The sequence below is a fragment of the Arthrobacter ruber genome (assembly GCF_002954225.1).
GTDB lineage: Bacteria > Actinomycetota > Actinomycetes > Actinomycetales > Micrococcaceae > Arthrobacter_D > Arthrobacter_D ruber.
In genome coordinates, this window is the sequence record NZ_PPTH01000012.1 from 52,756 (window position 1) to 70,317 (window position 17,562).

Below are 17,562 nucleotides of genomic sequence, written 5' to 3' on the forward strand. Positions count from 1 at the left end.
GGCGAAGGGCAGTCGCGCAGAGGGCGGTCGGGCAGTCGGACGCCGTACCCGTCGCCGCAGACTCCCCCCGCTAGCGGCCTCCGCTGAACGGGGGGTTCGTCCCCCCGCTGACGCCGTCGACGACAGCGGGGAACCGCGGACTCCAGGCGAGTTCGCGTCGGGCGCGGGCGTTCGCCACCCGCATGGAGATCCCGGAGAAGAGCGACGTCCCGTACGGGGCGGCGGCGGCGAGGACCCACGCGGGGACGGTCAGCGGGCGCGGGAGACCGCGGGCATCGGCCATGGCGTCCGCATACTCCCTGAAGGTCGCCGGGGTGTCATCCACCACGTTGTACACGCGCCCCGGGCTGCCCTGCCCGAGTGCGGCAACCGTGGCGGCCGCGGCGTCGTCGTGATGCACGAAGGGGATCTCGCCCCCGTGCCGCACGATCGGAAGGGCCCGCCTGCGCAGCATCGCTGCGATCGTCTCCGCGTCGGCGCCGTACAGCAGGCCGTACCGCAGGACGACGCCCTCGATGCCGGCAGCGGTCAGGGTCTGCCGTTCCGCGGACACCATCGCCTCGAGGTGCTCGTCGAAGGCGTTGCCGGCGGGGACGCCGAACGGGGATTCCTCCGTGAGGGGCTCGCTGCCGTGGTCGCGATATCCGTACCCGAACACGATCGACTGCGTGAGGAACCTGCGGGCACCCGTCTCGTGGGCGGCTTCGAGGAGATGGGTGGTGCCGAGATCGCGCAACCGGTTCGTCGCCCGCATGTCGCGATGCCTCAGCGGGGCCTTGCTCAGCGATGTCAGCTCGTGGATGACGGCGTCGAACCGGCGCCCGCGCACCGCCCTCAGGAACGTGTCGCGTGCCAGCACGTCGAGGATCAGTGCGGAACCGCCGGCCGCCTCGATGCGTCCGGCACCGGCGCTCGATCGGCTCGTCCCGCACACGTCATGGCCTGCCGCGAGAAGCCGTCGGAGCAGGGGGATGCCGAGGGCGCCGGAGGCCCCCGCAAGAAGCACACGCATTGTCCGCACCCTTCCTCCTGGACATCTGCAGGGTATGGCGCGGACGACGTCCCGTCTAGGGTGAACCCCGGCCGCTCGACCTCGGGCGAGCAGCGTTCCCGCCGCGAGGACCGGCGTATGCACGGGCGCCACCCCGAGGCCAGGACTCCCGTCACCGCCGGGCGTGCGTATGCTGGCCTGGAGAGCGACCCGCACCACGGGTCATGCCGCGAGTGGCCCGAACGCATGGAATGGATGGCGTGGACGAGACGACCCCCGACCAGGACCAGTACGCCCTGACGTTCGATGCCATGCAGCGCGCCAACATCTCGACCGGCGAGCTCTGGCTCCACTACTTCAGCATGGGCGGTGGCATCGACGAGTACGAGGTCAACGCCTACCTGCACGGGCTGATCGACCTGCCCGACCACGAGCGGGACTGCATCGCGCAGGCCGTCAACGAACTGTTCGACGACCTGTGCCGGCAGCAGGGCGCTCCCTACAGCTCCGGCCGCACACGGCGCTGCGGCTGATCCCTGACGCCCGTTCAGCCCAGAGCGGGCCCGGCGATGAGCGCCAGCGGTCCGACGGACACGGCGAGCGCGGTCCCGATGACCAGCGCGAAGGACGCGAGCCACACCGGTGACGGGACGCGCGTGGCACCCTGCAGCAGGAAGGCGTCCGAGGAGGCGAGGTCCCGCTGCCGTACGTGGACGCGCACCACCTTGACCCAGTCCCGGCACGACCCCACCAGCAGGGCGATACCGAGGACCAGGCAGACATAGCCGGCCGGCGCCCCTCCCCCGAACCACACAAGCGCCAGCGACGCGGCGGCGCTGCTGCCCAGGATGAGGACTCCCTGCCCGTTACGGATGAGGACGAGCGCGGCCACGAGGACCAGCGCACCCACGGAGAGCGCTGCGGCGGCCCAGCCGTGGGCGGCACTCCAGACGAGGACCGCACCCACGACGGCGGGCACCGGATACCCCCAGAAGGTCGTGAAGGCTGCGCGCCAGCCGCGGCGCCCCCTGCTCGTGGTGGTCCCGGAATGGTCGAGGCGCAGCGTGATCCCGGTGACGCGCTGCAGGGTCAGCAGCGCGGCCACCGCATGACCGAGCTCGTGCACCACGGTGACGAAGAGGCCGAAGAACCGCCACGAGCGACGCGGCACCGACAGGACGACGGCCACCACCACGATCGCGGTGAGACCGGCGACGCCGATCTCCGGCGGGAGCGCGCGGGCGAACCCGCCGGTGATCCGTTCCCAGAGCAGGGCCGGGTCGAAGGGCGTCACGCTCAGGCGCTGCCGCCCGCAACGGGACCGCCCGAGGTCGCGAGGCGGGCGGCGATAGCCTCGACCGCCACCGCGACCTCGGAGAAGGAGGTTGACAGCGGCGAGAGTCCCAGCCGGATCCCGCCCGGGTTGCGGAAGTCGGGGATGACACCCTCCTGCCACAGCTCGGGCACCATGCCGGCGAAGGCGGGGTGGTCGATGGTGATGTGGCTCCCCCGCTCGGACGCCGTGCGCGGCGAGGCGAGCACGACGCCGAACGGGGCCAGCATTTCGTCCACCGCGTCCACCGCGAAGGCGGTCAGGAGCTCGGACTTGCGCCGGACCGCCGGCATGCCGACGTCCCCGATGAGATCCAGCATCTCGCGCATGGCCAGCATGCCGATGATGGGTGGGGTGCCGGAGACGAGCCGCCGGATCCCCTCCGCCGGCTGGTAGGCGGCACCCATGGTGAAGGGGTCGGCGCTGCCCAGCCAGCCGAGGATCGGCTGGTCCAGGGTGGGCAGGTGGCGTTCGGCCACGTAGGCCCAGGCCGGAGCGCCGGGGCCGCCGTTGAGGTACTTGTAGCTGCAGCCCGCCGCGTAGTCGACGTCCCAGGCGTCCAGCTCCGCGGGCACGGACCCCACGGAGTGGCTGAGGTCCCACAGCACCAGGGCTCCCGCGTCGTGGGCGATCGCCGTGATGGCGGGGACGTCGGCGATGTACCCGGAACGGTAGGCCACGTGGCTGAGCAGGACCAGCGCGGTTCGCGGTCCGACGGCGGCGGCGACGTCCGCGGGGGTGGCTCCGCCGTCGTACGCCACGTCGATCCAGCGCAGCGTGAGTCCGCGCTCGCGGGCGATGCCCTCGACGATGAAGCGGTCCGTGGGGAAGTTGTCGCGGTCGACGACGATCTCGGTGCGGTCCGGGCGTGCGGCGACTGCGGCGCGGGCGAGTTTGTAGAGCAGGACGCTCGTGGAGTCGGCGACCACGCACTGCCCGGGCGCCGCGCCGAGCGTCACGCGGCCCAGCTGGTCGCCGATGCGCTGGGGCAGCTCGAGCCAGCCCTCGTCCCAGCCCCGGATCAGGCGCCCGCCCCACTGGGTCTCCACGAACGAGCCTAGGCTGTCGAGCGTGGTGGCCAGCGGGCGGCCGAGGGAGTTGCCGTCGAGGTAGGACCGCACGGCGCCGTCGTCGGAGCCGAGGAAGAGCTTGCGGTGGTGGGCGAGCGGGTCGGCGGTGTCGAGGTCCGCCGCGCGGAGGGCGAGGGTGGGGCCGGTCATGGCCCCAGTCTAGGTGGACCCGCCCGGGCGGTCAGGGTCACGGCGGCGCGGGTGGCCGCAGACGGCGGAAGGACGGCCCCGTTGGGGGGACCGTCCTCCCACCGATCGATCAGTGCGCGTGCCCGCGGGCTACCGGGAGGCCGCGGTGGAGTACGCCGACTGGATGGAGCGGCCGAAGTACGGCCCGTACATCACGTTCGCCTGCGTGTTGTACCCGAAGCTGTTGACCGAGTTCTGCGTGCCGGACGCGCCGGACCCGACGAACCAGGGGCCGCCCGACGAGCCGCCGGTCATGTCGCACGGGATGCCCTGCGACTGCGTGCCGCCGATCCGGTCCGCGGAGGCCGTCCCGTAGCAGCTGTAGAGACGCTCGCCGGTGAACGGCGTCGCCGCGGGGTAGCCGTAGGCGGTGTACGTGAGGTTGCGCGCCATATTGAAGCCGATGCTGGACGCGCCGACGGTCGCCGCGAGGGTCCTGCCGTTGAGGGTGTTCACGACGGCGAATGCGCCGTCGTAGCTGATGTCGCCGCGCGAGACCCACTCGCTGGCCGCGTGGAGCGAGCGGGCCGTCCACTTGCCGTAGGGCGCCGCGCCGTTGCTGTACGCGGGGACGAAGACGAAATTGGTGGCCCAGCCCGTGGCGAGGTCGTGCGTGCAGTGGCCGGCGGTGGCGACCGTGCTCTGGTTTCCGCTCTGCACCGAGTTGGCGGAGCAGACGTAGTTCTGGCCGCCCTGGGTGAAGAACACCTTGCCGATGCGGGAGACGGGTGACTGCGCGGTGGCGCGCGGCTCGACGACGGGCTCCTTGGGTGCCTTCGTCACCGCCTCCTGGCCCGCTTTCGGCAGGACCGACCGGCCCTCGGCGGCCCAGCCTGAGTTGATGGTGTTCGCAGGCCTCGCGTTCTTCATGCGGTCGGCGGTCCAGTAGGCGTCGAGCGCCGCCTGGCTCTGGTCCTGTTGGTGGGACTGCGTGCCGGCGACGACGGCGTCGATGGGCGGTACTGCCGGTGCTGCCTGGGCGGGACCTGCTGTCATCAGCGCTGATGCCATCAGGGCCGACGCAGCGATCATGCCGGCTTTGAGACCTCGAGAGTTCACGTGACTCCTCTTTCCATACAGTGGGGCAGCCTGCGCGGGCTGCTTCCTGGAGTGTGCCCCGGGCCCCGGGGCCCTGCCAGTGCGAACGGCTGTTTCGGAGGAAGTGCCCCCGAAATTCATGCGGGCTCTGGACAGGGCCGCGGCGGCATGGAACTATTCGGCGCGTACCCATCCCGTGAAGTGCGGCCGCCGGCGCTCGGCCGACCAGCCCATCACCTCGACGAGCCCTCCGCCGACGCCGGCCCCGCGGTCCTGCTGCTCACGCGTGAACGAGGTCGTCACGGTCCCGGGGAGCAGGACCGGCGTGGTGAAGTCGATCCGCCAGTCCAGCGCCCCGGACGGCGCCGGTACGGCCTCGTCCACCATGCGGGCGGCGAGGTACATGCCGTGGGCGATGGCCCGCTTCATGCCCAGCGCCCTGGCGGACGTCGCGCTCAGGTGGATGGGATTCCAGTCCCCGGACACCGCGGCGTACTGCCGGCCCGTCCCGGCGTCGAGCCGCCAGAGACCCGTCGGCACGGGCGCCGCGAACGGCGGGCGATCCTCGTCACCCCGGGGCTCCGCGGTCCCGCCGTCGAACCGCACGCCGCGGGCGAGGTAGACCGAGCGGCCGGTCCAGACACGCTCGCCGTCCACGCTCGTCTCCACGACGACGTCCACCTGCGTGCCGGCCGGGTGGGGACGCAGGTCCTCCGCCCGGGCCATGACGTCGAGGTGCTCGAACGCCCCGACCTGCCGGTCCTGGTGCACCTCGTTGCTGAGGTGGACCATGCCCAGCAGGGGCAGCGGGAAGTCCGCCCGCGCGAGGACGCTCATGGCCACGGGGAAGGCGAGGGTGTGGAGGTACGCCGACGGCAGGCGGTCCCGCGCCGTGGAACCGATCAGGTGCTGGAACCGCGTCAGGGCGCCGAGGTCCACGGCGACGCCGTCGGCGCGGTGCCGCACGGCCGGCAGGACGGTGGGCAGGGCCTCCCTCCGGATCCTGCGCCGCACGGTGAGCGCCAGCGCCTGACGGTAGAGCTGCGGGAGGTTCGGCACACCGTCGAGGGGAACGTCCTCCGTCAGCGCCCCGCTCACGCGCCCACCAGGTTCTGCCCGCACACCCGGACCACCTGCCCGTTGATGCCCGCTGCCGCGTCGGAGGCCAGGAAGGCGATGGTCTCGGCGACGTCGACGGGGAGCCCGCCCTGCTGCAGGCTGCTCAGGCGCCGCGCCACCTGACGGGTGAGCGGCGGGATCTTCGCCGTCATCTCCGTCTCGATGAAGCCCGGCGCCACGGCGTTGATGGTGCGGCCGGCGCCGTCGAAGGCCACGGCCTGTGCGCGGACCATGCCCATCACCCCTGCCTTGGAGGCGGCGTAGTTGCTCTGCCCTCGGTTGCCCGCGATGCCGCTCGTCGAGGCGAGGCTGATGATCCGCCCCGTGTCCGAGAACACGGGCGAGGCGAGGAGCTGCTCGTTCATCGCCAACTGGGATGCGATGTTCACGGCGATGACCGAGTCCCAGAGGGACGCGTCCATGTTGGCGAGCAGCTTGTCCCTCGTGATGCCCGCGTTGTGCACCACGATGTCCAGCGTCCCGAAGCGCCGGCCCACGTGGTCGAGGATGCGGGCGGCTGCATCGGGGGCGGTGATGTCCACCTGCAGGGCGGTGCCGCCCACGTCGTTGGCCACCCTGGCGAGCTGCTCGCCCGCCGCGGGGACGTCGACGGCGACCACGCGGGCGCCGTCGCGGGCGAGGACCTCGGCGATCTTCGCGCCGATGCCGCGCGCGGCGCCGGTCACCACGGCGGTCCTGCCCGCGAGGGGCTGGTCGGGGACGCCCTCCCACTCCGACATCGAGCGGTTCGCCGCGGCGAGGTCCGCGACCCCCTCGGCGGGAGCGGAGGTCACCTCGATGAACTGGCCGTCCACGTAGGCGCTCCGGCCGGACAGGAAGAACCGCAGGGCACCGAGGGCGGTGGGGTCGGTCGTCGGGGTGGTGCCGCGCAGCACGATCCCGTTGGCCGTCGCGCCACCGCGCAGCTCGTGCGCCACGGACCGGAGGGCGCCGTCGATCCCCTGGCGGGCCGCGGCCTCCGCGGGATCAGTGGTGTCGGCGGCGGATCGGAGGAACCCGACGACGCGCCCGCCCGGCACGAGCAGCCTCACGGCCTGCCCGAGTTCGAGCATCGGGGCCGCGAGGTCGGCCGGGGTGCCCGCGCGGTCGAGGACGACGACGGCGGCGCTCAGCTTCTCGCCGGGCAGCACGTGCCGCCGGACCTCGACGTCCCAGCCCAGCAGGGCATCGGCGAGCGCGTCGGCTCCGGCGCCAGCTCCGGTCACGAGGACGGGTTGCGGGGCGAGGACCTCCACCGGGAAGTAGCGCCGCAGTACCGAGGGCCGCGGCAGGCCGAGGGCCTTGGCGATCCTGCCGGGCAACGGCGTGTTGACGAGGTCCAGGTAGGCGTCGGCCATCAGTTCCTGCCCTCGAGGATCGCGACGACGCCCTGGCCGCCCGCGGCGCAGACGGAGATCAGCCCGCGGCCGCCCCGCTCGGAGAGCATCTTGGCGAGGGACGCGACGATGCGCCCGCCGGTCGCGGCGAAGGGGTGCCCGGCCGCGAGGGAGGAGCCGTTGACGTTGAGCTTGGAGCGGTCGATGCTGCCGAGGGCGCCGTCGAGCCCGAGGACGCGCTTGCAGTAGTCGGCGTCCTCCCAGGCCGCGAGCGAGCTGAGGACCGTCCCGGCGAAGGCCTCGTGGATCTCGAAGAAGTCGAAGTCCTCGAAGGTGAGGCCGTTGCGCTCGAGCAGGCGGGGCAGTGCGTGCACCGGGGCCATGAGCAGTCCCTCGCCCCCGTGGACGAAGTCCACGGCCGCCGCCTCGGCGTCGACGACGTTCGCGAGCATGGGCAGGTTGTTGGCCGTCGCGTACTCCTCGCTGCCGAGCAGGACGACGGCCGCGCCGTCGGTGAGCGGGGTCGAGTTGCCCGCCGTCATGGTCGCCGGCGTCCCCAGGGACGTGCCGAAGACGGGCTTGAGGCTCGCCAGCTTCTCGAGCGAGGTGTCCGCGCGGAGGTTGGCGTCCCGGGTCACCCCGCGGTACGGGGTCATGAGGTCGGAGAAGAAGCCGCGGTCGTAGGCGGCCGCGAGGTTCCGGTGGCTGCGGAAGGCGAGCTCGTCCTGCGCCTCGCGGGTGATCTCCCAGGCCGCCGTCGTGAGGGCCTGGTGCTCGCCCATGGACAGGCCCGTGCGGGGCTCGCCCGTGCTGGGGGCATTGGGTGCGAGGTCCTTCGGGCGGAGCTTGGCGAGGGTGGTGAGCTTCTGCTGCGTCGTCCTGGCGCGCGAGAGGTCGAGCAGCACGCGCCGCAGTCCCTCGCTCACGGCGATGGGGGCGTCGGAGGCGGAGTCGACGCCGCCGGCGATGCCCGACTCGATCTGGCCGAGCCTGATCTTGTTGGAGAGCCCCACCACCGTCTCGAGCCCCGTGGCACAGGCCTGCTGCAGGTCGTAGGCGGGGGTCTCGGGCGAGAGTGCGGAGCCGAGCACGGCTTCCCGGGTCAGGTTGAAGTCGCGCGAGTGCTTGAGCACGGCGCCTGCGGCGACCTCGCCGATGCGCTCGCCCTGGAGGCCGAAGCGGGCGACCAGTCCGTCGAGGGCCGCGATGAGCATGTCCTTGTTGGACGAGTAGGCGTACGCCCCGCCCGAGCGGGCGAAGGGGATGCGGTTGCCGCCGATGACGACTGCCGTGCGGGGTGTGGGGGCAGCGTTGCGCGCCCCGTGCTGATCTGCCATGGAGTGCTCCTGGTGCGAGAGGGTGGATTACCGATACCTAGCGTACCTGATACGCTAGGTATCATGAAGCTGCGCACTGCCCTCAAGAGTGCCTCCACGGTGCCCGACGGGCAGACGGCCCCCGACGGACGCTCCAGCCGCTGGGAGAAGCACCGTGCCGAGCGGCGACGGCAGCTCATCAAGACCGCGCGGCGCGCCGTCAGCTCCCTCGGCCCGAAGGCGTCGATGGAGGACATCGCCGCCGCCGCCGACACCTCCAAGTCGGTCTACTACCGCTACTTCGGCGACAAGACCGGTCTGCAGCGGGCCATGGCGGAGGTGGTCATCGGGCAGATGCAGCAGAAGGTGATCGACGCCGCGAAGGCCGCAGCCACGCCCCGCGAGGGCCTCCATTCGATGGTGCTCGCCTACCTGCAGATGGCCCAGACCTCGCCCAACGTCTACGCCTTCGTGACGCGGGTGGGGATCGCCGAATCCGCGGCGGCCGACGACGGCGACCAGGACACCCTCGCCCATTTCCTCGCCGCCATCACCGAGATGGTCGCGCGGCCCATGCGCGCCTACCTGCTCTCCCCGGACCGGGCGGCCGGCCCCGACGACGCCGCGCCCCGGTACTGGCCCGCGGCGGCGATCGGCATGGTCCGCGCCGCCGGCGAGCACTGGCTCTGCACGCCCGACGGACCCGACAAACCGAGCGAGGAGCAGATGGCCCGCCACATCACGGACTGGCTCTTCGACGGCATCAGCCGCTACGAGGACCTCGTAGCGCCGGCCGCCCGGCACTCCCCTGCCGCCCCCTCCCGGACCTCCCCCGCAATCCGCCGACCAGCGAAGGACACGCCATGACCGACACCATCTCCAGGCCGCAGCAGATCCCCGCGACGGCCGACATCAGGGACGACGACCAGGCCACCGTCGACGTCGCGGAGCTCGGGGAGCTGCTCCTCGGCCGCTGGGCCCATGTCCGCCGGATCGCCCGGGAACTCGCCGGACGCCCGGAGCTGCACAAGATCGAGGGCCTCACGCACACCGAGCACCGCCTGCGCTGCTTCGACCAGCTCCACTACCTCGTGGGACAGAAGGCCGTCCACCGCGCCTTCCCGAAGGCTTTCGGCGGCGACGGCGACAACGGCGGGAACATCGCCGGGTTCGAGGAGCTCGTGGTCGCCGACCCCTCGCTGCAGATCAAGGCGGGCGTCCAGTGGGGCCTCTTCGGCTCCGCCGTGCTGCACCTCGGCACCGAACGGCACCATGAGGCGTGGCTGCCGGGCATCATGGACATGGAGATCCCGGGCTGCTTCGCCATGACCGAGACCGGCCACGGCAGCGACGTCGCGAGCATCGCCACCACCGCCACGTTCGACCCTGCCACCGACGAGTTCGTCATCGACACCCCCTTCCGCGCCGCCTGGAAGGACTACATCGGCAACGCCGCTGTGGACGGTCGCGCCGCCGTGGTCTTCGCACAGCTCATCACCAACGGCGTGAACCACGGCGTGCACGGCCTCTACGTGGAGCTGCGCGACGCGGACGGCACCTTCAAGCCCGGTGTGGGCGGCGAGGACGACGGCGTCAAGGGCGGCCTCAACGGCATCGACAACGGGCGGCTGCACTTCACCGGCGTCCGGGTCCCGCGGACCAACCTGCTCAACCGCTACGGCGACGTCGCCGAGGACGGCACGTACAGCTCGCCCATCGCCTCGCCGGGGCGCCGCTTCTTCACGATGCTCGGCACCCTCGTGCAGGGCCGGGTCTCGCTCGACGGCGCCGCCGTCGCCGCCAGCAAGCTGGCCCTGACCGCGGCCATCACCTACGCCACGCAACGCCGCCAGTTCAACGCGTCGTCGAACCTGAAGGAGGAGGTGCTGATGGACTACCAGCGGCACCAGCGCAGGCTCCTGCCCCGCCTCGCCGCGACGTACGCGGCGTCCTTCGCGCACGAGGAACTCCTCGAGAAGTTCGACGGCGTCTTCTCCGGCGAGCACGACACCGACGAGGACCGCCAGGACCTCGAGACCCTCGCCGCAGCCCTGAAGCCGCTCAGCACGTGGCTGGCACTCGACACGCTGCAGGAGTGCCGCGAGGCGACGGGCGGGCAGGGGTTCCTCATCGAGAACCGCTTCGCCTCGCTCCGCGCGGACCTCGACGTGTACGTGACCTTCGAGGGCGACAACACCGTCCTGCTGCAGCTGGTTGCCAAGCGCCTGCTGACGGACTACGCCCGCGAGTTCAAGGGCGTGGACTTCGGGGTGCTCGCCCGGTATGTCGTCACCCAGGCTGCGGGCAGGACCCTGCACCGCTCGGGGCTCCGGCGGGTCGCCCAGACCGTCGCCGACTCCGGCTCGGAGAAGAAGTCCGCGATCGCCCTGCGCGACGAGGACACGCAGCGCGAACTGCTGACGGACCGCGTGCAGGCCCGCGTGGCCGAGCTCGCCGCCGTCCTGCGCGGAGCGAAGGGCATGTCGCAGGAGAAGGCTGCCGCACTGTTCAACGAGCACCAGGACGAGCTCATCGAGGTGGCCCACGCGCACGCCGAACTGCTGCAGTGGGAGGCCTTCACGCGCGGACTGAAGAAGCTCGAGGACCCGGGCACGCGGGAGGTCCTCACGCGACTGCGCGACCTGTTCGGCCTGTGCCTGATCCAGAAGGACCTCGCCTGGTTCCTGATGAACGGCCGGTTGTCCTCGCAGCGCGCCCGGACGCTGGACGGTTACATCAACCGCCTGCTGGTGAAGATCCGCCCGCACGCCCTGGATCTCGTCGAGGCGTTCGGCTACGGCCCGGAGCACCTGCGCTCCGCCGTCGCCGGTGGCGCCGAGCAGGAGCGCCAGGAGGAAGCGGCCGAGTACCTGCGACGCCACCGCGCCAGCGGTGACGCCCCGATCGACGAGAAGACGCTCCTGGCCCGCGAGGCCAAGGAGAAGAAGGCCAGGAAGGCCAGGAAGGCCACGAAGACCGCGAAGGTACGCGCGCCGCGCTGACCGAAGGGTCGGGTGGAGGAGCCGGGATCGGCAGCCCGGCTCCGTCGGGTCGCTCCCGGCACGAGGAAGGCCCGGGACGTCACGTCCCGGGCCTTCCTCGTGTCGTGGGCTTTCCTGCCCCGGCGAGACGGCCGCGTCAGAGGACGCTGCGGTACACCCCGAGCGTCGTCTCCGCGATGGAGTCCCAGCCGAAGTGCTGCTCCGCCCGCTGCCGCCCGGCCTCGCCCATGGCGCTGGCCCGGGCCGGATCGGCGACGAGGGCGTTCAGGGCCGCCGCGAAGTCGGTCACGAACCTCTCGGGATCGAGCGGGGTGCCCGTGCCGTCCTGCACCTGCTCCAGGGGCACGAGGGTGCCGGTCACTCCGTCGTCGATGACCTCGGGGATCCCGCCGGTCGCGGAGGCGACGACGGCGGCGCCGCAGGCCATCGCCTCGAGGTTCACGATGCCCAGGGGTTCGTAGATGGACGGGCAGGCGAAGACCGTGGCGTGGCTGAGGATCTGGATGACCTCGCGCCGCGGCAGCATCTGCTCGATGAGGACCACGGAGCCCCGCCGCTCCCGCAGGTCCGAGATGAGCACCTCGGTCTCGGCTGCCAGCTCGGGGGTGTCCGCGGCGCCCAGGCAGAGGACCAGTTGGACGTCGGCGGGCAGGTGCGCGGCCGCCCGCAGGAGGTAGGGCACACCCTTCTGGCGGGTGTTGCGCCCTACGAAGATCACGCTGGGCCGGTCGGGGTCGATGCCGTGGGCGCGCAGGGCGTCGTCGTCCTCGTCGCGCGCCCACAGGGAGACGTCGATGCCGTTGTGGACCACGTGTACCTTGCCGGGGTCGACGTCGGGGTAGCTGCGCAGGATGTCCGCCCGCATGCCGGCGGAGACGGCGATCACGGCGGCCGCCGCCTCGTAGGAGGTCTTCTCCACCCAGGACGAGAGCGCGTAGCCTCCGCCGAGCTGCTCGGCCTTCCAGGGGCGCAGCGGCTCGAGGCTGTGGGCGCTGAGCACATGCGGGATGCCGTGCAGGAGCGAGGCCAGGTGGCCCGCCATGTTGGCGTACCAGGTATGCGAGTGCACCAGGTCCGCGCCCGCCACCCCGCCGAGGATCTGCAGGTCTGTGCCCAGGGTCTGCACGGCCGCGTTGGCGCCCGTCAGGCCTTCCGGGACTCCGTAGGAGAGCACCGTGGCGCCGTGGTAGTCCTCCGGGCGTGGCGCGCCGAACGCGTGGACCCGCAGGTCCACCTGCGGCGCGAGGACCCGGCTCAGCTCGGCGACGTGCACCCCCGCTCCACCGTAGATCTCGGGCGGGAACTCCTTGGTCACAATGTCTATTCGCACCACCCCAACGTAGTGCAGTGCGTCGGAGTCCTCTAGTGTGAGGAGACCGGAAGGCTTCCGGAGGCATGGACCGGCCCCTGGCCGGCCGCCGCCCGGGCACGCAGAACACTCGAGGAAGAGCGGGGGGTCAGAAGTGGCACCGAAGAAAGTACTAGCCGTCGTGTTGGCGGGCGGGGAGGGCAAGCGGCTGATGCCGCTGACCGCGGACAGGGCCAAGCCGGCCGTGCCGTTCGCGGGGAGTTACCGGCTCATCGACTTCGCGCTGTCGAACCTCGTCAACTCCGGCTACCTGCAGATCGTGGTGCTGACCCAGTACAAGTCCCACAGCCTCGACCGGCACATCTCCGAGACGTGGAGGATGTCCACGCAGCTGCAGAACTACATCGCCTCCGTGCCGGCGCAGCAGCGCCGGGGCAAGAGCTGGTTCCTCGGCAGCGCGAATGCGATCTACCAGTCGCTGAATCTGATCCACGACGCCCAGCCGGACATCGTCGTCGTGATCGGCGCGGACCACGTGTACCGCATGGACTTCGAGCAGATGGTGGACGCCCACGTGAAGAGCGGCGCGTCCGTCAGCGTCGCCGCCGTGCGCCAGCCCATGAACCTCGTGGACCAGTTCGGCGTGATCGAGACGGCGCAGGACGATCCCGGCCGGATCGCCGCGTTCGTCGAGAAGCCGGCGACGACGCCCGGCCTGCCCGACGACCCCGACAGCTTCCTCGCGTCCATGGGTAACTACGTGTTCACGACGGAGGCCCTCGTGAAGGCCCTCGAGGACGACGCCGCGCGGCTCGACACCAAGCACGACATGGGAGGGGACATCATCCCCTACTTCGTGGAGCGCAACGACGCCGCGGTGTACGACTTCACGACGAACGACATCCCCGGGGCCACCGACCGCGACCGCCAGTACTGGCGTGACGTCGGCACCATGGACTCGTACTACGACGCGAACATGGATCTCATCTCGCCCCTGCCGCTGTTCAACCTCTACAACCTGCAGTGGCCCATCTACACACGGCAGAGCGTCTCACCACCGGCGAAGTTCGTCCGTAGCTCCTCGGGGCGGTCGGGCGAGGCCCACGACTCGATCGTGTCCGCGGGCGTCGTGGTCTCCGGCGGCGCTGTCCAGAGTTCCATCCTCGCGACGGACGTGTTCATCGACGAGGCGGCCGAGGTGACCGGCAGCGTCCTCCTGGACAAGGTCACCGTGGGCTCCGGTGCGGTGGTGCGCCGGGCCATCGTCGACAAGAACGTGCGGATCCCGGCAGGTGTGCAGATCGGCGTGGACGCCGAGCTCGACCGCCGGCGCGGCTTTTCGGTGACCGAGTCCGGGTTGACGATCGTGAGCAAGGGCCAACTGGTCACGCCGGCCTGACCGGGGCGATCCCGCTCCATACAAGAGGAAGGCCCGGCGATTCGCCGGGCCTTTCTCATATATGCAGGCAGGGCCCTAGGCGACCCGCGTGATCGCCACCGTCACGTTGAGGGTGGAGCCTCCACCGCCGGACAGGATGCCCTTGAGCGGGGAGACGTCCCGGTAGTCCCGCCCGCGGGCCACGGAGACGTGGAAATCGCTCACCGGTCCGCTGTTGGTCGGATCCCAGCCCCGCCACTCGCCGTCGTACCACTCCACCCAGGCGTGCGACTGGCCGGCGACGGTCTCGCCGATGCCGGCGCTCCGCCTCGGGTGCAGGTAGCCGGAGATGTACCGGGCGGGGATGCCGAGGCTCCGCAGGGCTCCGATCGCCACGTGCGCGAGGTCCTGGCAGACGCCCTTCCGTTCCTCCCAGGCGTCCCGCGCATTGGTCTGCACACCGGTGGCCCCCTGCACGTAGTCCATCTGCGTCCGCAGCCAGTCGAAGACGGCGCGAGCGGCCTCGTGGGGGTTGAGGCCCTTCACGGCGTCGGCGACGAGTTCCCGGACCTCCTCCCCGGGCTCGCTGAGGGCGGTCTGGCTCAGCCAGTCCGCGAACCCGTCCGTGAGCGCCGGCGAGGCCAGATCCTGCCAGGACATGATCTCGTCCTCGCCGGGCACGCGCTCGGTCCGGCTCACCTCGACGGTGGAGACGGCCGTCACCTCCAGGTGCTCGTGCGGCACGTGGACGTCGAAGGACGTCACGCGGGTGCCCCAGTAGTCGCGGTAGGTCGCGACGGCCGCGCTCGAGGGGCTGACCTTCAGCGTGGATTCCAGGACCACCTGCTGCGGATCGGTGAGCGGCGTCATCCGGGCCTCGTTGTACGACAGGGAGACGCGCCGAAGGTAGTCGTAGCCGGTGCGGTGCTCGATCAGCAGGCGTGTCATGACACCTCTCCGACCCAGGCCAGCTCGTCGGCCTGGGAGAAGTACGTACGGGAGACCGCGTCCGAGGCACGGGCGCAGGCCTTCTGGATGCGGTCCATGTGCTCGGGCAGTTCGGACATCAGGTCCCGTGTCTGGTGGAACTCGAGGAACGTCCTGGCCTGGCCGACGATCCGGCTCGCGTCGTTGATGAAGCCGACGCGCTGGTAGGCCGGGTTGAGCTGGGTAAGGCACGTCTCGGCGTCGCTGAGGGCATAGACGATCGAACGCGGGAACAGACGGTCCAGCAGCAGGAACTCGGCCGCCTGCTGGTCGCCGAAGGAGGCCCTGCGCGTGCGCAGGAACGACTCGTACGCGCCCGCACACCGCAGCATGTTGACCCAGGAGAGACCCGCGGCGTGCACGTCATGGGTGGAGAGCATCCGGGCCGTCATGTCGGCGCGCTCCAGGCTGCGCCCGAGGACGAGGAACTGCCACGACTCGTCGTGGCTCATGGTGGTGTCCGAGAGCCCGCGCACCATCGCGGTGCGCTCCACCACCCAGTGGCAGAACCGGTACGTCCCGACGACGTCCTTGCGGTGCTGGGTCAGGCCGTACCAGGTGGTGTTCAGGGACTCCCAGACGCTGCTGGAGACCGTCTCGCGGGCGCGTCGGGCGTTCTCGCGCGCCGCACCGAGGGCACCGGCGATCGACGTCGCGCTGGAGCGGTCGTAGGCCAGGGCCTGCAGGAGGTCGGAGAGGTCGGTGTCCTCCTTCTCGGGCCTGCTGCCCATGACGCCGAGCAGCTGCCGGGACGTCTCGCGCTGCTGCGGCAGGGGCATCTGGTTGAGCCGTTCGAGGTGCACGTCGAGGATACGCGCCGTGCCGTCGGCCCGCTCGACGTAGCGGCCGATCCAGAACAGCGATTCAGCGATGCGGCTGAGCATGGGTTCCGCCTTTCGGGAGGTCTGTGGTGGGGGTCGTCACTGCTGCTGCTGCTCGGACTGCTTGTCCTGCCAGTTCGTCTCGATGGGCCACACACTCGTGCGCTCGCGCACCGCGGCGGGGCGTTCGTCCTGGAGGGCGCCCCGCGCCGGCCCGCGGACCTCGCCGTCGACCACCCACGTGTCCTTGGATCCGCCGCCCTGGCTGGAGTTCACGATCAGCGAGCCCTCCTTCATGGCGACGCGCGTCAGGCCGCCGGGCAGCACCCACACGTCCTCGCCGTCGTTCACGGCGAAGGGGCGCAGGTCCACATGCCGGGGGCTGAACTGGCCGCCGGACATCGTTGGGACGGTGGAGAGCTGGAGGACGGGCTGCGCGATCCAGCCGCGCGGGTCCTCGAGGATCTTCGCCCGCAGGGTGGCGAGTTCTGCCTTCGTGGCGTCCGGGCCGATCACGAGGCCCTTGCCGCCGGAGCCGTCCACGGGTTTCACGACCAGCTCGTCGAGGCGGTCGAGGACCTCCTCGCGGGCGGGGGCGTCCTCGAGCCGGTAGGTGTCCACGTTCGCGATGATCGGGTCCTCGCCGAGGTAGTAGCGGATGAGGTCGGGCACGTACGTGTAGACGAGCTTGTCGTCGGCGACGCCGTTGCCCACGGCGTTGGCGATGGTGACCATGCCGGCGCGTGCCGCGTTGACGATCCCAGGGCACCCGAGCACCGAGTCCGCACGGAACTGCAGCGGGTCGAGGAACTCGTCGTCGATGCGCTTGTAGATGACGTCGACGCGCTGCTCCCCCGCCGTGGTGCGCATGTAGACGCGGTTGCCGCGGACGATCAGGTCCCGGCCCTCGACGAGTTCGACGCCCATCAGGCCGGCGAGCAGGGTGTGCTCGAAGTACGCGGAGTTGAACACGCCGGGCGTCAGAACCACGACCGTGGGATCCTCGACGCCGGGGGGTGCGGTCTTCCGCAGTGCGGCCAGCAGGCGGCGGGGGTACTCCTCGACGGGGCGGATGTGCTGCTGGCCGAAGGCCTCGGGCAGGCCCTTGGCCATGGCGCGGCGGTTCTCGAGGACGTAGCTGACGCCGCTGGGGACGCGGACGTTGTCCTCGAGGACCCGGAACGTCCCCTGCTGGTCCCGGACGACGTCGATCCCGGAGATGTGCACCCGCACGCCGCCCGCGGGCGTGAAGCCGGCGACCTCACGGTGGAAGTGCGCACTGGAGGTGATCAGGCGGCGCGGGATGACGCCGTCGGCCACGACGGTCATCCTGTCGTAGACGTCGTTGAGGAACGCCTCGAGGGCCTTCACGCGCTGGGCCACCCCACGTTCGAGCGTGTCCCAGTCGCTGCCGGCGATCACGCGGGGGACGATGTCCAGCGGGAACGGGCGCTCCTCCCCCGCGAAGTCGAACGTGACGCCGCGGTCGAGGAAGGTGCGGGCCATGGAGTCGGCGCGGGCGGTCACGTCGGCGAGGTTCAGGGCATCCAGCGCGGACGCCACCTGGCCGTACTCGGTGCGTGGCAACTGGCCGGCGTCGAACATCTCGTCGAAGGCGGGCGTCTTGCGTGCGGCGGCTGCATAGTCAGCGAAGAGCTCGGACATGGGGACT

Annotated in this window: 15 protein-coding genes; 4 read left to right on the forward strand and 11 right to left on the reverse strand. The window is 71.2% G+C overall.

Features of this window, described 5'->3' with window-relative positions:
• Window positions 1-70: 70 nt before the first annotated feature.
• Entirely contained in the window at window positions 71-1,012 is a 942-nt protein-coding gene (locus CI785_RS03100) for an NAD-dependent epimerase/dehydratase family protein (protein ID WP_105030644.1), read from the reverse strand.
• A 239-nt stretch (window positions 1,013-1,251) separates the two neighbouring features.
• Here CI785_RS03100 and CI785_RS03105 point away from each other — a divergent pair, with 239 nt between their 5' ends.
• On the forward strand, window positions 1,252-1,524 hold the full coding sequence (locus tag CI785_RS03105) for a hypothetical protein (protein ID WP_105030645.1): 273 nt from the start codon (window positions 1,252-1,254) through the stop codon (window positions 1,522-1,524).
• 14 nt (window positions 1,525-1,538) lie between these two features.
• Here CI785_RS03105 and CI785_RS03110 read toward each other — a convergent pair whose 3' ends face one another.
• The 6 genes from CI785_RS03110 to CI785_RS03135 all read right to left on the reverse strand — a co-directional run bounded on the left by CI785_RS03110 (window position 1,539) and on the right by CI785_RS03135 (window position 8,414).
• A complete protein-coding gene (locus CI785_RS03110; protein ID WP_240614972.1) occupies window positions 1,539-2,285 on the reverse strand; it encodes a M50 family metallopeptidase in 747 nt (248 codons plus the stop codon).
• A 2-nt stretch (window positions 2,286-2,287) separates the two neighbouring features.
• The gene (locus CI785_RS03115) at window positions 2,288-3,544 is read right to left on the reverse strand and encodes a kynureninase (RefSeq protein WP_105030646.1); all 1,257 of its coding nucleotides are present in this window, start codon (window positions 3,542-3,544) and stop codon (window positions 2,288-2,290) included.
• 129 nt (window positions 3,545-3,673) lie between these two features.
• Window positions 3,674-4,642: a trypsin-like serine peptidase gene (locus tag CI785_RS03120; protein ID WP_240614973.1), complete on the reverse strand. Its 969-nt coding sequence runs from the start codon at window positions 4,640-4,642 to the stop codon at window positions 3,674-3,676.
• A gap of 153 nt (window positions 4,643-4,795) precedes the next feature.
• Window positions 4,796-5,719 (reverse strand): MaoC family dehydratase, encoded by a 924-nt coding sequence (locus tag CI785_RS03125; protein WP_105030648.1) that lies wholly within the window; start codon window positions 5,717-5,719, stop codon window positions 4,796-4,798.
• The gene (locus tag CI785_RS03130) at window positions 5,716-7,098 is read right to left on the reverse strand and encodes a 3-oxoacyl-ACP reductase (protein WP_105030649.1); all 1,383 of its coding nucleotides are present in this window, start codon (window positions 7,096-7,098) and stop codon (window positions 5,716-5,718) included. Before CI785_RS03130 ends, CI785_RS03125 begins: the two co-directional genes overlap by 4 nt.
• Entirely contained in the window at window positions 7,098-8,414 is a 1,317-nt protein-coding gene (locus CI785_RS03135) for an acetyl-CoA C-acetyltransferase (protein ID WP_105030650.1), read from the reverse strand. The genes CI785_RS03130 and CI785_RS03135 overlap by 1 nt, the downstream gene beginning before the upstream one ends.
• A 63-nt stretch (window positions 8,415-8,477) precedes the next feature.
• Between CI785_RS03135 and CI785_RS03140 the strand changes: the two genes are divergently transcribed.
• Entirely contained in the window at window positions 8,478-9,260 is a 783-nt protein-coding gene (locus CI785_RS03140; RefSeq protein ID WP_105030651.1) for a TetR/AcrR family transcriptional regulator, read from the forward strand.
• Window positions 9,257-11,395 (forward strand): acyl-CoA dehydrogenase family protein, encoded by a 2,139-nt coding sequence (locus CI785_RS03145; RefSeq protein ID WP_105030652.1) that lies wholly within the window; start codon window positions 9,257-9,259, stop codon window positions 11,393-11,395. Before CI785_RS03140 ends, CI785_RS03145 begins: the two co-directional genes overlap by 4 nt.
• A 136-nt stretch (window positions 11,396-11,531) precedes the next feature.
• On the opposite strand, the gene glgA is transcribed toward CI785_RS03145, so the two are convergent.
• Entirely contained in the window at window positions 11,532-12,725 is a 1,194-nt protein-coding gene (gene glgA / locus CI785_RS03150) for a glycogen synthase (protein ID WP_105030791.1), read from the reverse strand.
• Window positions 12,726-12,858: 133 nt separating this feature from the next.
• Between glgA and glgC the strand changes: the two genes are divergently transcribed.
• Window positions 12,859-14,103 carry a glucose-1-phosphate adenylyltransferase gene (gene glgC, locus CI785_RS03155; RefSeq protein ID WP_105030653.1) on the forward strand — a complete coding sequence of 415 codons (1,245 nt, stop codon included), beginning with the start codon at window positions 12,859-12,861 and terminating at the stop codon, window positions 14,101-14,103.
• Window positions 14,104-14,178: 75 nt separating this feature from the next.
• On the opposite strand, the gene CI785_RS03160 is transcribed toward glgC, so the two are convergent.
• From CI785_RS03160 to CI785_RS03170, 3 genes are read right to left on the reverse strand one after another with little or no spacing between them, the layout of a single operon-like run.
• Window positions 14,179-15,030, reverse strand: a complete 852-nt coding sequence (locus CI785_RS03160) for a transglutaminase family protein (protein ID WP_105030654.1) — start codon at window positions 15,028-15,030, stop codon at window positions 14,179-14,181.
• Complete coding sequence (locus tag CI785_RS03165) at window positions 15,027-15,953, reverse strand: alpha-E domain-containing protein (protein ID WP_105030655.1); 927 nt, start codon at window positions 15,951-15,953, stop codon at window positions 15,027-15,029. The genes CI785_RS03160 and CI785_RS03165 overlap by 4 nt, the downstream gene beginning before the upstream one ends.
• 36 nt (window positions 15,954-15,989) lie before the next feature.
• Window positions 15,990-17,555 carry a circularly permuted type 2 ATP-grasp protein gene (locus CI785_RS03170; RefSeq protein WP_105030656.1) on the reverse strand — a complete coding sequence of 522 codons (1,566 nt, stop codon included), beginning with the start codon at window positions 17,553-17,555 and terminating at the stop codon, window positions 15,990-15,992.
• Between the last annotated feature and the right edge of the window lie 7 nt (window positions 17,556-17,562).